The 12,672-nt window shown below is 63.5% G+C and carries 10 protein-coding genes; all 10 read left to right on the top strand.

Annotated elements, in window-relative coordinates; translation table 11 throughout:
* Window positions 1-56 precede the first annotated feature (56 nt).
* The 10 genes from ACNQOP_RS04545 to ACNQOP_RS04500 are packed head-to-tail and all read left to right on the top strand — an operon-like array spanning window position 57 to window position 12,645.
* Window positions 57-1,418, top strand: a complete 1,362-nt coding sequence (locus ACNQOP_RS04545; protein ID WP_416403477.1) for an ABC transporter substrate-binding protein — start codon at window positions 57-59, stop codon at window positions 1,416-1,418.
* A gap of 12 nt (window positions 1,419-1,430) precedes the next feature.
* Window positions 1,431-2,492, top strand: a complete 1,062-nt coding sequence (locus ACNQOP_RS04540) for a carbohydrate ABC transporter permease (RefSeq protein WP_416403476.1) — start codon at window positions 1,431-1,433, stop codon at window positions 2,490-2,492.
* Window positions 2,489-3,424, top strand: coding sequence for a carbohydrate ABC transporter permease (locus ACNQOP_RS04535; protein WP_416403475.1), 936 nt, complete (start codon window positions 2,489-2,491; stop codon window positions 3,422-3,424). The genes ACNQOP_RS04540 and ACNQOP_RS04535 overlap by 4 nt, the downstream gene beginning before the upstream one ends.
* A gap of 2 nt (window positions 3,425-3,426) precedes the next feature.
* Window positions 3,427-4,275, top strand: coding sequence for a sugar phosphate isomerase/epimerase family protein (locus ACNQOP_RS04530; RefSeq protein ID WP_416403474.1), 849 nt, complete (start codon window positions 3,427-3,429; stop codon window positions 4,273-4,275).
* Window positions 4,272-5,468, top strand: a complete 1,197-nt coding sequence (locus ACNQOP_RS04525; protein WP_284985219.1) for a Gfo/Idh/MocA family protein — start codon at window positions 4,272-4,274, stop codon at window positions 5,466-5,468. The genes ACNQOP_RS04530 and ACNQOP_RS04525 overlap by 4 nt, the downstream gene beginning before the upstream one ends.
* Window positions 5,465-6,415 carry a sugar phosphate isomerase/epimerase family protein gene (locus ACNQOP_RS04520; RefSeq protein ID WP_416403473.1) on the top strand — a complete coding sequence of 317 codons (951 nt, stop codon included), beginning with the start codon at window positions 5,465-5,467 and terminating at the stop codon, window positions 6,413-6,415. Before ACNQOP_RS04525 ends, ACNQOP_RS04520 begins: the two co-directional genes overlap by 4 nt.
* A 4-nt stretch (window positions 6,416-6,419) precedes the next feature.
* Complete coding sequence (uxaC, locus tag ACNQOP_RS04515) at window positions 6,420-7,814, top strand: glucuronate isomerase (protein ID WP_416403472.1); 1,395 nt, start codon at window positions 6,420-6,422, stop codon at window positions 7,812-7,814.
* On the top strand, window positions 7,811-9,139 hold the full coding sequence (locus ACNQOP_RS04510; RefSeq protein ID WP_416403471.1) for a mannitol dehydrogenase family protein: 1,329 nt from the start codon (window positions 7,811-7,813) through the stop codon (window positions 9,137-9,139). The genes uxaC and ACNQOP_RS04510 overlap by 4 nt, the downstream gene beginning before the upstream one ends.
* 22 nt (window positions 9,140-9,161) lie before the next feature.
* The gene (manD, locus tag ACNQOP_RS04505; protein ID WP_416403470.1) at window positions 9,162-10,391 is read left to right on the top strand and encodes a D-mannonate dehydratase ManD; all 1,230 of its coding nucleotides are present in this window, start codon (window positions 9,162-9,164) and stop codon (window positions 10,389-10,391) included.
* Window positions 10,381-12,645: a gluconokinase, GntK/IdnK-type gene (locus ACNQOP_RS04500; RefSeq protein WP_416403469.1), complete on the top strand. Its 2,265-nt coding sequence runs from the start codon at window positions 10,381-10,383 to the stop codon at window positions 12,643-12,645. The genes manD and ACNQOP_RS04500 overlap by 11 nt, the downstream gene beginning before the upstream one ends.
* Window positions 12,646-12,672: the final 27 nt, after the last annotated feature.

Genomic DNA, 12,672 nt, shown 5'->3' with positions numbered 1-12,672 from the left:
GCCGAAAGCCCCTGTGACGTGGACCACTATCGGGCTGTGTATCCAAGGAGGAAACAATGAGGTTTGCACCATCAGCCAAACTTGCCGCCGTCGCTTTGACGGTCGCTTTGGCACTGACAGCCTGTGGGGGGAGCGGCAGCAGCACGTCGGCCAGCTCCGGGGGTGCCGTCGACGGAGCAGGCAAGACACTGAATGTCCTGACCGGTGTCAACAATCAATACCCGGAAGAGCAAAAGAAGTGGCAGAGCGACATTGCCGCCAAGTTCAAGGCCAAGACCGGCGCCGAAGTGAAGTTCGAAACCTTTGCCTCAGCCAACGATGAACTGACCCGTATCCAAACTTCCGTTGTTTCCGGCCAAGGCCCGGACGTCTACAGCTTGGGCACCACGTTCACGCCCACCGCCTATGCCACCAAGGCCTTCGTGACACTTTCCGATGACGACTGGAAGAAGGTCGGCGGGAAGGACCGGTTCAACCCGGCCGCCCTTGGCATTTCAGGCCCGGACTCCGATCATCAGGCGGGCATCCCGTTTGTCAGCCGTCCGTTCGTCATGGCGTACAACAAGGACCTTCTTGCGGCCGCCGGCATCGAGAAGCCTGCGACCACCTGGGACGAGCTCGCAGACCAGGCAAAGAAGATGACCAACGCCGGGACCGGAACCTACGGCCTGGCCACCGGGTACAAGGACAACTTTGATCCCTGGAAGTTCATCTGGGCCATGTCCGTTCAGGCAGGCAACCCACTGGTGGACGGCAACAAGCTGAAGATGGATGACCCCACAGTCAAGAAGGCCTACGAAACCTACTTCGGCTGGCTCACCAAGGACAAGGTGGTGGATCCGGCAGCGATCGGCTGGAGCAACAGCAACGCCGTTGCAGCCTTCGCCTCAGGCAAGGCCGGATACCTGATGATGACCACCTCCAGCTCCATTCCTACCTTGGACAAGTCCGCCATCGCCGGCAAGTACGCCTACTCCCTCATGCCCACGACAGCCCCGGGCGAGTCTTCCCCCAAGGGCGACGGTGACAAGGCCGCCAGCATCCTTTCCGGCGACAACGTCGTGGTCGCGGACTACTCCCAGCAGAAGGACCTGGCGTTCGCCTACATCGAGATGATTACGTCCAAGGACGAGCAGCTGAACTATCAGAAAATCTTCGGTGAGCTCCCCGCAAACGCCGAGGCACTCGCCACCCTGACCGATCCGAAGCTGAAGCCGATCGCCGATGCTGCCGGCAAGTCGAAGGCAACTCCCTTCACTGGCGCATGGGGCGACATCCAGCTGGGGCTCCTGAACGTCACGGTCCAGTCCATCCCGGACCTCGCCAAGGGGTCCGTTGACGAGAGCGCCTTGGAGTCACGCTTGAAGGACGCCCAGTCCAAGGGCCAGGCTTCCCTCGACCGGGCTGCGAAGTCCTAGGCAGGGCCTCCCATGTCCACGGATTCCTTCAGGGAAATGAAACCCGTGTCCGGTCCGGCTGCCCGCGGGCAGCTGGCCCGGTCCGGGCCGACAAAGCCAGCGCTCGACGCCGGTGACTCGCCGACCGCAGGCACCGGAACCTTCCAGCCGGCCGGCGGTGACCGGAAACCCGTCCGCCGCAAGGGCCTGAGCGAGCGCAACCGACCCCTATGGATGCTGATTCCCGGCGGTTTGCTGATGTTCGTCATCATCGTGGTGCCGCTGTTCCTGGGCATCTACATGTCGACGCTCAACCTCGACCAGTACTCGCTGCGCAAGTGGATCAGCGCGCCGTTCATCGGCGTCGGGAACTTTGTGGAGGCCCTGACCGACTCGCCGCTGCTGCACTCGGTGTGGCTGAGCGTGAGCTACTCACTGATCGCGATGCTTGTGACCTTGCCTTTGGGCATCGCAGCGGCTGTTGCCACGCAGAATTCCTTCAAAGGCCGCGCGCTGGTGCGCTCGATTTTCCTGATCCCGTACGTGCTGCCATCCTTCGTGGTGGCAACCGTATGGCGGACCATGTTCCAGCCCGACGGAGTCGTCAACTCGGCACTGGGCGTGTTCGGCATTGACGGTGGCTTGTGGCTCAACGGACCGCAAACGTACTGGACGCTGATCCTGGTCCAGATCTGGGCGTCCTGGCCGTTCATCTACCTGCTGGCACTCTCCGGCCTGCAGTCAGTGGATCACGAAGTCCATGAGGCCTCGGCCCTGGACGGCGCCTTGTGGTGGAACAAGTTGCGGTACGTCATCTTCCCCTACCTCAAGGGTCCGTTGTCGCTGGCATTCCTGATCGGCATGCTGCACCACATCAATAACTTCACGCTCCCGTACGTCCTGTTCGGCGTACCGGCCCCGTCCGACGTCGAAGTGCTTCCGATCCTCACGTACGTCACCAGCTTCCAGAGCTTCCGCTTCGGTCTTAGTGCGGCCATGGCCTTCGTGTCCCTGGTGCTGATCGCCATTCCGCTGTTCATCTACCTGCGCGCCGTCAAGCTTGACGACGCCGAGACGCCTGGAGGCAAGAAGTGAGCGCGTCAACCACCTCAGTGCGCGGCACGGCCCACGGCGGCCAGGCGGGAAGCACGTTCCGGCCTGGTTCCAAGCGGCAGAACGAAGTAACCCGTCTCTTGCCTGGTCCAATGCTGGCGATCATCCTGACGGTGCTAAGTGCCATAGTGCTCATCCCCGTGGCCTACATCTTTTTGGCCTCGGTGAATTCCGACATCGGCGTGGCTAAGGGTGAATTCTGGCCGTCAAGCTTCTCGCTGGAGAACTACACCAAGATCTGGTCCAGCGTGGGCCTGGCCAAGGGGCTTGCCAACAGCGTCCTGGTAGCGGGGGCTACTGCGGTGGTGTCGGCAGCCATGTCCGTGTCGATCGCCTATGTCCTGGTCCGCTACCAGTTCCGCGGGCGGCTCACTATTCTCCGTGGCCTGCTGGCCCTGCAATCGGTGCCGGGTACCCTGATGGTCCTTCCGGTATTCGTGCTCTTCTCCTCAGCCGCCAGCTACCTTGGCATCCAGGTGATCGGTACGCAATGGGGCCTCTTTGTCACGTACCTGACGTTCGCCATGCCGTTCTCCACGTGGGTGATGGTCACCTATCTGCGCGGCCTGCCGCGCGAACTGGAAGAGGCAGCAAGGATCGACGGTGCCAGCAACCTTGGCGTCCTGGTCCGGATCATCCTCCCGCTCAGCTGGCCCGGAATCGTGGTCTCTGGGATCTTTGCTTTCCTGCTGGGCTGGAACGATGTCCTCTTTGCCTCGGTGATGACCCGCCCCGAAAGCCAGACGGCAGCGGTAGCCCTCCAGATCTTCGGCGCTTCGCAGGAGGGTGGAGCCATTCCCCTCTACGGCCAAATGATGGCGGCTTCGTTGGTTTGTGCGGCGCCCGTCGTGATTCTCTACCTGATTTTCCAACGTTACCTAGTGGGCGGTCTCACCGCCGGAGGAGTTAAGTAGCAATGACCGGTCAAGCAACAGTCCAGTGGACGCTTTCGGGCTTCGGAGACGAGATCGACGACGACCCGGTCCTGCAGATCGCGGTGCTCCAGGCCCTGGGAGCGAACTACATTGAAGTCCGCAGTGCGTGGGGAACCAACATCGTGGATCTGACGTCCGGGCAGTTGACCGAACTCAAGAAACTGCTCGATGCAGCGGGAATGGGTGTTTCGGCCATCGCTTCGCCAATCGGCAAAGTGGACGTCACGCTGCCGGTGGAACACGAGGTTGAGCGACTCCAACGGGCAGTCAACGCCGCCCAGGTTCTTGGTTCCCGCTACATCCGCATCTTTTCCTTCTACTACGGGGAAGGAGTGGCCGTGGACAGCATCCGGGACGATGTCATTGAGCGGATGCGTGCCCTGGCCGACGTCGCCGAAGGGTCCGGAGTGGTCCTTCTCCACGAGAACGAGAAAGACATTTTCGGCGATACCCCCGACCGCGTCCTGGACATCATCGAGTCCGTAAACTCGCCGGCCTTGAAGGTCGCCTGGGATCCGGCCAACTTCGTCCAGGTGGGGGTGAAGCCTTTCGATGAGGGCTACGCAAAACTCCGTCCCCACCTGGAATACCTGCAGGTCAAGGACGCGCGGTTCGCGGACGCCGTCGTGGTTCCTGCCGGTGAGGGCGACGGCGACCTGCTCCGCACGGTGGAGGCGCTAAAGGCCGACGGATTCGTAGGTTTCGCAAGCCTTGAGCCCCATCTGGCGGGGGCCCATGGATTGGGCGGCTTCTCCGGGCCGACCGCTTTCGGGATGGCTGCCCGAGCCTTTGCCAAAGTCGTCAACGAAGCAGGAGTGGAAACCAAATGAGCACCGAATCGTCCAACCCCATCATCAACGTCGCCATCGCCGGTTGCGGCACCATCGGGCGCACGCACGCTGCGTCCGTTGCCGCGATCGCGGACCTGCAGGTCACGGCCTTGGTGGACGAAATCGCAGAAGCCGCGGACGCCTTGGCCCAGCACATCGAAGACCAGGGTGCCGCCCGGCCGGCCACCTTCCGGAGCCTGGACGAAGCGTTCGCAGGTGCCGCCGTCGATCTTGTCATCATTGCGACCCCCAGCGGACTTCACATTGAGCAGGCGCTGGAGGTGCTCAACTCCGGCAAGCATGTGGTGATCGAAAAGCCGCTGGATGTGAACCTGAACCGTACCGACGAGATCCTTGCGGCAGCCAAAGCAGCTGAAGGAAAGGGCCTGGTGGCCAGCGTCATCAGCCAGCACCGCTTCGATCCCGCGAGCATCGTGGTGGACGAAGCCCGACGGGCCGGACGCTTCGGCCGGCTGACCTCGGCCATCGCCTCGGTGAGCTGGTATCGCAGCCAGGGCTATTACGACTCCGGCGCCTGGCGAGGCACCTGGGCCATGGACGGTGGCGGGGCCGTAATGAACCAAGGCGTGCACACAGTGGATCTCCTGCTGTGGTTCCTGGGCACCCCGGTGGAGATCAGCGCCAAGACGGCCCTGCTGGCACACACCGGCGTTGAAGTCGAGGACACCGCGGTGGCCACGGTGACGTTCGAATCCGGTGCGCTTGCGGTACTCCATGCCACCACCGCCGCCTATCCCGGGCTCAGCGTCAGGCTTCAGGTCATGGGCAGCAAAGGCTCGGCAGTGATTGACAGCGACAACCTCCAGTTCTTCCATGCGGCGTCCTCCGAGGAAGAGACCCAGGGTGGACCGATGGGAATGCCTGGCGCGGGCAACCAGGCCGAGGAGGAACTCGCAAAATTCGCTGAAGCGGCGCCGCAATCCAACCTGGACCCCACCGTCTATCCGGCCGGACACATCCGCCAATACCGGGACGTGGTGGAAGCCATCCGCAACGGCCGGCCGGCAGGGGTCACCGTCGAGGACGCCGTGCGGGCATTGGCCACCGTACGCGCACTGTACGTCTCGGCCACTCTTGGCCGCCCAGTGCTCATTGCGGACGTGGTTGCCGGCAAGTACAACGACGTTGAGGTGCGCACCGGCAACGGGCACTTCGAGGAGGTCTCCGCATGAAATTCTCCGTCTTCACGGCCTCGACGCCGGAATGGACACCGCAGGAAGCAGTCACTGAACTGGCGGCACAGGGCTGGGATGGCATCGAATGGCGGGTCACGGACCAGGCTGAATCTCCGGAACCCGGGTTCTGGGCCGGAAACAAGGCCACATGGCCCATGACCGGCCTGGAGGAATCGCTGCCGGAGATTGCCCGGATCACCTCGGACGCCGGCCTGGAGTACTCCGGCCTGGGCGGTTACGCCCGCTGCGATAACCACGACGGCGTGGAGCGCGTCCTCGCCGCCACGGCCGCGTTGGGAGCACGGCAGGTCCGGGTCAACGTGCTGCCGCTGGGTAACTCCACCATGGGAGGGGGCGAACCCAGCGGAGTGTCCTACCCGGAGCTCTTCGAGGCCACACGGGAACACTACGAATGGGTGGCCGGCCGTGCAGCACACCATGGTGTCAAGGCACTTGTGGAGCTGCATCACGGAACGGTGACCGCATCTGCCTCGTCCGCCCGTCGCCTCCTGGAAGGCTTGGATCCACGGCACGTCGGCGTCATTCACGACCTCGGCAACCTGCTGATCGAAGGCTGGGAGTCTCCGCTGCCGGCCCTTGAACTGTTGGGGCCCTACCTGTCGCACATCCATGTGAAGAACGCACGCTGGGTACAGACCGGGGAACGTGACGAGTCCGGGGCGGCGGTATGGCAGAACGAGTGGGCGCCGCTCGCCGAAGGGCAGGGGAGCGTGCTTGCCTACTTCAAAGCACTGGCCGACGTCGGTTACGACGACTGGGTCACGGTGGAGGACTTTTCCACCGCCCTTCCACTCACCGAACGCACCGCTGGCAACCTTCAGTACTTGCGCAGGGTGGCAGAGCTGGCCGGATTGTCAGTTCCTGCCAGCGCCGATCTCTCCGCCGGTGCGGATCTCCCCGCCGGTTCCATCCCGAAAGGCTGACTCCATGTCCCAGTCACTCGCCACCCACCCCGACCGCCTGCTCCCGGCGGATCCGGGGACGCGCAGCATCGCGCGTGCCTTGTTGGAGCGGGTCCAGGACCTGCCCATCATTTCTCCGCACGGCCACGTGGATGCGGCAGTGATCGAACAGAACACGCCCTTCCCGGATCCTGCGGCGTTGCTGGTCACACCGGACCACTACGTCACCCGGCTGATCCACGCTTCAGGAGTTCCGCTCGACAAACTCCAGCCACAAGCGGGGGCGCGCAACATCTGGCGGTCTTTCTGCGAGGCCTGGCCGTTGTTCGATGGCACCGCTTCCGGGTACTGGCTACGGACTCAGTTCGAGTCGGTGTTCGGGTGGCAGGGTGAACTGACCGGAGAGACCGCAGACGCCAGTTTCGACGCCATTTCGACCAAGCTCGCGGAGCCCGGATTCCGTCCCCGGGAGCTCTTCAAGGACTTCAACATCGAGGTCCTTGCCACCACTGACGATCCCCTGGACAGCCTGGACAGCCACCGCGCGCTCGCCGCCGATCCGTCGTTCCACGGCCGCGTGCTGCCCACCTTCCGCCCGGACGCGTACATCAACATTGCGCATCCGGCGTGGACGGGCAACGTGGAACGGCTCATCGCGGAAGCGTCCGACGGCGGCACGGGCTACCACGGGTACCTCACCGCCCTGGAGAATCGCCGCCGCTACTTCGTGGACCACGGGGCGGTGTCCGCCGACCACGGTGTCCGCACCCCGGCCACCCTCAAACTGGACCAGGTGGACGCTGAGGCCCTGTTCTCCCGGGCCCTTTCCGGACAGGCAAGCGCCCAGGACCGCGACGCGTTTGAAGCCCACATGATGTACCAGATGGCCAGGATGTCCGTGGAAGACGGCTTGGTGATGACCATCCACCCGGGCTCCTTCCGCAACCACCATCAGCCCACCTTTGAAGCTTTCGGAGCGGACACCGGCCACGACATTCCCGTTGCCATCAACTACACCGAGGCTGTCCGGCCCCTCCTCCAGGACTTCGGTACTGCCGACAACTTCCACCTGGTGCTGTTCACCCTGGACGAAACCGTCTTCTCCCGCGAACTCGCACCACTCGCCGGTTTCTACCCCTCGGTCTACATCGGTGCCCCGTGGTGGTTCCTGGATGCCCCCGATGCCATGCTCCGGTTCCGCTCGGCTGTCACGGAAACCAGTGGCTTCTCCCGCTCGTCCGGGTTCATCGATGACACCCGGGCGTTCTGCTCAATTCCGGCACGGCATGACGCCTCGCGCAGGATCGAGGCCTCGTTCCTGGCGCGGCTCGTTGCCGAGCACCGCATCAGCGAGGACCGTGCGCATGAGCTGATTGTCGACGTCGTCGATTCTTCCCCGCGACGGGTCTTCAAACTATGAGTGCCGGGCAGCTGCCGGCGCGCCTCAGCCGGGCCATCGCGTTTCCCGGGCAGGCTGCGCCCCCAGTGCGCATGGTGCATCTTGGCCTGGGGGCGTTTCACCGCTCGCACCAGGCGTGGTACACCCACCATGCCGGGGATGCCTCCGAATGGGGCATCGCCGCATTCACGGGGCGCAGGCCAAGGGCTGCAGATATTCTGGCTGAGCAGGACGGCGTGTTCACGCTGGTGGAGCGATCGGGTGCAGCCGATTCCTTCGAGGTCATCGGCAGCATTGTCGAAGCCGTGGACGGCGCAGACGTCAAGCGGTTGGCCGAGCTGATAGCAGCTCCTGCCACCGTGGTGGTCACCCTGACCATCACCGAAGCCGCATACGCTGCGGCCGGAGACGAGACCCCGCTGGCGCGCCTGGTCGCAGCGCTCGCGGCCCGCAAGGATGCCGACGCCGGTCCGATCGCCGTGGTCAGTTGCGACAACCTTTCGGGGAACGGCACGGTAGCCCGGAAGGCAGTGCAGGCCATTGCGGAAGCCGCTGATCCGGCCCTTGGTCAATGGATCCGTGTCAATGTGAGCTTCGTCGGCACTTCCGTGGACCGGATCACGCCGCGGACCACGCCTGCGGACCTTGTGGAAGTGGCCGAACAATGCGGGTACCGGGATGAGGCCGCCGTGGTGGCGGAGCCTTTCCGTAACTGGGTCCTGAGCGGAGATTTCCCGGGCGGGCGTCCCCGCTGGGAAGACGCCGGCGCTGTTTTCGTGGACGATCTGGAGCCCTACGAGAACCGTAAACTTTGGCTCCTTAACGGAGCGCACTCCATCCTTGCGTACGCCGGACTCGTCCGGGGCCACACGACTGTTGCCGAAGCCCTGGCCGATGAGGTGTGCAGGGCCGCAGTGGAGGCATTTTGGGATGAGGCTTCCCGCCACCTGTCCGGTAAAGCCCTGGACGTTCCGGGGTACCGGCAGGCCTTGCTGGAAAGGTTCGGTAACTCGCGGATAGCCCACCATCTGTCCCAGATCGCAACGGACGGGAGCACCAAGTTGCGCATGCGTGCCTTGCCTGTGCTGGCCGCCGAACGCGCCCAGGGCCGTTCCGGAGACGGAGCTGCACGCATGATCGCGTCCTGGATCGCGTATGTGTCCGCCACCGAAGACGTCCAGGACCCCCTTGCAGAGGACATCAGAACCGCGAAAACGCACGACGGCGAACAACGCACCGCTGCGCTGTTGGCGCTCATCAACCCGGGCCTGGCCGAAGACACTGCCCTGCTTTCCCACATCCACCGGCAGCAAAGCGCCATTGACGCTGCCCGCACCCACGCGTAGACCCTTGGAAGGAATGCCAACCATGAAAATCACTGCCGCTGACGTCTTTGTGACCAGCCCGTCCCGGAACTTCGTCACCCTTCGCATCACCACGGAAGACGGAGTGACCGGCATCGGCGATGCAACCCTGAATGGCCGTGAACTCGCTGTGGCGGCCTACCTCAAGGAGCATGTGGCCCAGCTGCTCATCGGCAAGGATCCGCACCGGATCGAGGACACCTGGCAGTTCCTGTACCGCAGCTCCTACTGGCGCCGGGGCCCGGTCACCATGGCGGCCATTGCCGCCGTCGACATGGCGTTGTGGGACATCAAGGGCAAGTTGGCCGGGATGCCGGTGTACCAGCTCCTGGGCGGGGCGTCCCGGAACGGGCTCCGGGCTTATGGCCATGCCTCGGGCTCCGACATCCCCTCCCTGTTCGACTCCGTCCGCGAGCACCTGGAATTGGGTTACAAGTCCATTCGCATCCAGACGGCCGTGCCGGGTATCAAGGCTGTGTATGGAGTGGCTGCCCAAGCCCAGGCTTCGGGGGAGCGGTACGACTACGAGCCCGCCGGCCGCGGCAACTTCCCGCTCGAAGAGGACTGGGACACGCGCGCCTACCTGCGCCACCTGCCCACCGTCTTCGAGGCCGTGCGCAACGAGTTCGGCCCCGAAATCCCGCTCCTGCACGATGGCCACCACCGCATGACCCCCATCCAGGCGGCCAAGCTCGGCAAGGCCCTGGAACCATACGATCTCTTCTGGCTCGAGGACTGCACACCGGCCGAAAACCAGGAGGGCCTGCGCGTGGTCCGCCAGCACACCACCACTCCGTTGGCCATCGGCGAGATCTTTAATACCGTGTGGGACTTCCAGACCCTCATCAAGGAACAGCTGATCGACTATGTCCGTGCCGCGTCAACGCACTTCGGCGGGATCTCGCCGCTGAAGAAGGTCATGGACTTCGCAGCGCAGTACCAAATCAAGTCCGGGTTCCACGGACCCACCGACATTTCCCCGGTGGGCTTCGCTGCCCAGTTGCACGTCGGCCTGGCCATCCACAACTACGGCATCCAGGAATACATGCAGCACTCGGACAAGACCAACGAGGTCTTCCAGCAGTCCATGACCTTCAAGGACGGCTATCTGCACCCCGGAGACAACCCCGGCATCGGCGTCGAATTCAACGAGGAAGCCGCGGCAGCCTTTCCCTACCAGCAGGCCTACCTGCCGTACAACCGCCTCGTGGACGGTACGGTTCATGATTGGTAAACCGGGCTCCGGCGCTCGCCACCACATTGTGGTGATGGGAGTAGCCGGCTGTGGCAAGAGCACCATCGGTGCCGCCCTCGCCGAGCGGATCGGTGCTGAATTTCTCGACGGCGATTCCCTGCACCCCCAGGCGAACATCGACAAGATGGCTTCGGGTACTCCGCTGAACGACGACGACCGCGCACCTTGGCTGGCGGAAATCGGCAGGCGATTCCCGGCGTCGGACGTTTCTTTGATCATCGCGTGCAGCGCGCTCAAGCGTTCTTACCGGGACATCATCCGCAGCGCTGACCCGTCGGTGGTGTTCGTATACCTGCAAGGCACGCGCGACCTGCTGAACCAGCGCATGAACGCCCGACCCGGGCACTTCATGCCGGCATCTCTGCTGGGCTCCCAATTGGCAACCTTGGAACCGCTGCAGGCCGATGAAGCAGGGATTGTTGTGGACATCGCCCAACCCGTGGAGGACATGGTGGATCAGATCAACACCTGGCTGAAGGAAGGTTCCGGCCCGTTCCTGGTGGACCTCAAAGCGGAGCCGTTCAACCTCGACGACGACGCCGTTGCCTGGGTGGAGAGCACCATCGGCTCCATGACGCTGGAAGAGAAGATCGGCCAGCTGTTCATCAACCACAACAACGATTACTCCCCGGAGTACCTCGACGGCGTGCTGGAGAACTTCCATGTGGGCGGCATGCGGTACCGGCCAGGTCCGTCCTCAGCCGTTCAGGAACATATCCGCTACGCGCAATCCAAGACCCGCATCCCGCTGCTCATAGCCTCCAACCCGGAAATGGGTGGCGCGGGCAGCTGCGACGACGGCACCTTCGTGTCCACGCACCTGCAAGCAGGGTCCCACCCAGACAGGTCGATCGCGCGCCGCATGGGCCAGGTTGCCGGCGTCGAAACTGCTGCACTAGGTTGCAATTGGGCCTTCGCGCCGATCGTGGATATCCACTACAACTGGCGGAACACCGTGATCTCAACGCGGGCGTTCGGCAACACTCCGGAGATCGTTGTGGAGCGGGCCAAGGAGTACTTCGACGGCATCAGCGAATCACCCACTGCCTGCGCCATGAAGCACTTCCCGGGCGACGGCATCGATGAGCGCGACCAGCACGTGGTCACGTCCTACAACACGCTCGCCTACGACGAGTGGGACAAAACGTACGGGCACGTCTACCGCGAAATGATTGGCCACGGCGTGCAGTCCATCATGGTGGGCCACATCGGCGCGCCTGAGGTGTCCAGGCACTTCCGTCCCGGGTTGCCTGACGCTGAGGTTCTGCCCGCGACGCTGGCTCCGGAGCTGCTGCAGGATCTGCTGCGCGGCGAGCTTGGATTCAACGGGCTGGTACTTACGGACGCTTCGCTCATGGTCGGCCTCACGCAGGCCATGAAGCGGCGCGATTTAGTGCCTGCAACCATCGCAGCCGGATGCGACATGTTCCTGTTCTTCCGCAACCCCGAGGAAGACTTCCAGTACATGCTGGACGGCTACAAGTCCGGCGTGATCTCCGAGTCCCGCCTCCAGGATGCACTTCGGCGGATTCTCGGCCTGAAGGCGAGCCTGGGACTGCACCTCGCTTCCCGGGAATCGTTGGTTCCTTCCGCGGATGCCCTCTCCGTCATCGGCAGTGAAGCTCATCGTGCAGTCGCCGCCGAGGTGGCTGACAAGACCGTCACCCTGGTGAAGGACACGGCCCGCAACCTGCCCCTCACTCCCGAAACCCACAAGCGTATCCGGCTCTACGGCGTCTCGGGTGGCGCGGACTTTACCCGCGCCGATCCGTTGGGCTATCTGGACACGGTCCGGGAAGAGCTTGAAGCTGCAGGCTTTGAGGTCAGCGTATTCAAGACCGCTGAGCAGCGCGAAGCAGCGGGGGAATCCGGCATGAACTTCATGCGGGTCCTCTCCGAGGAAGCCACAGGCGACTACGCGGAGCGGTTCGACGCTGCTTTCGTGTTCGCCAACGTCAAGGGCTTTGCACAGGAGGCGGCTATCCGCATCAAGTGGTCTTCGCCCATGGCTGCTGAAATTCCTTGGTACGCCACCGAGGTCCCCACGGTGTTCGTCTCCTTGAACCAGCCGAACCATCTGATCGACGTTCCCATGGTCAAGACCGCAATCCATGCGCACGCGGATTCGCTCGAAGCCATCCGGGCAACCATCCAGAAGATCCAGGGAAAGTCCGGTTTCCAAGGTACGTTCAACCAGAACGTCTTCTGCGATTCGTTCGACACCCGCCTCTAGGGCATTTGCCCCCTAGATTTAGGGATT

Source organism: Arthrobacter sp. LFS091 (assembly GCF_047977885.1).
GTDB lineage: Bacteria > Actinomycetota > Actinomycetes > Actinomycetales > Micrococcaceae > Arthrobacter.
This window is presented reverse-complemented; position numbering and strand designations above follow the sequence as displayed.

Coding starts and splice junctions, on each gene's coding strand:
- uxaC (WP_416403472.1), top strand. CDS start 6,420: ATGTCCCAGTCACTCGCCACCCACCCCGACCGCCTGCTCCCGGCGGAT.
- ACNQOP_RS04510 (WP_416403471.1), top strand. CDS start 7,811: ATGAGTGCCGGGCAGCTGCCGGCGCGCCTCAGCCGGGCCATCGCGTTT.
- ACNQOP_RS04540 (WP_416403476.1), top strand. CDS start 1,431: ATGTCCACGGATTCCTTCAGGGAAATGAAACCCGTGTCCGGTCCGGCT.
- manD (WP_416403470.1), top strand. CDS start 9,162: ATGAAAATCACTGCCGCTGACGTCTTTGTGACCAGCCCGTCCCGGAAC.
- ACNQOP_RS04530 (WP_416403474.1), top strand. CDS start 3,427: ATGACCGGTCAAGCAACAGTCCAGTGGACGCTTTCGGGCTTCGGAGAC.
- ACNQOP_RS04520 (WP_416403473.1), top strand. CDS start 5,465: ATGAAATTCTCCGTCTTCACGGCCTCGACGCCGGAATGGACACCGCAG.
- ACNQOP_RS04545 (WP_416403477.1), top strand. CDS start 57: ATGAGGTTTGCACCATCAGCCAAACTTGCCGCCGTCGCTTTGACGGTC.
- ACNQOP_RS04500 (WP_416403469.1), top strand. CDS start 10,381: ATGATTGGTAAACCGGGCTCCGGCGCTCGCCACCACATTGTGGTGATG.
- ACNQOP_RS04525 (WP_284985219.1), top strand. CDS start 4,272: ATGAGCACCGAATCGTCCAACCCCATCATCAACGTCGCCATCGCCGGT.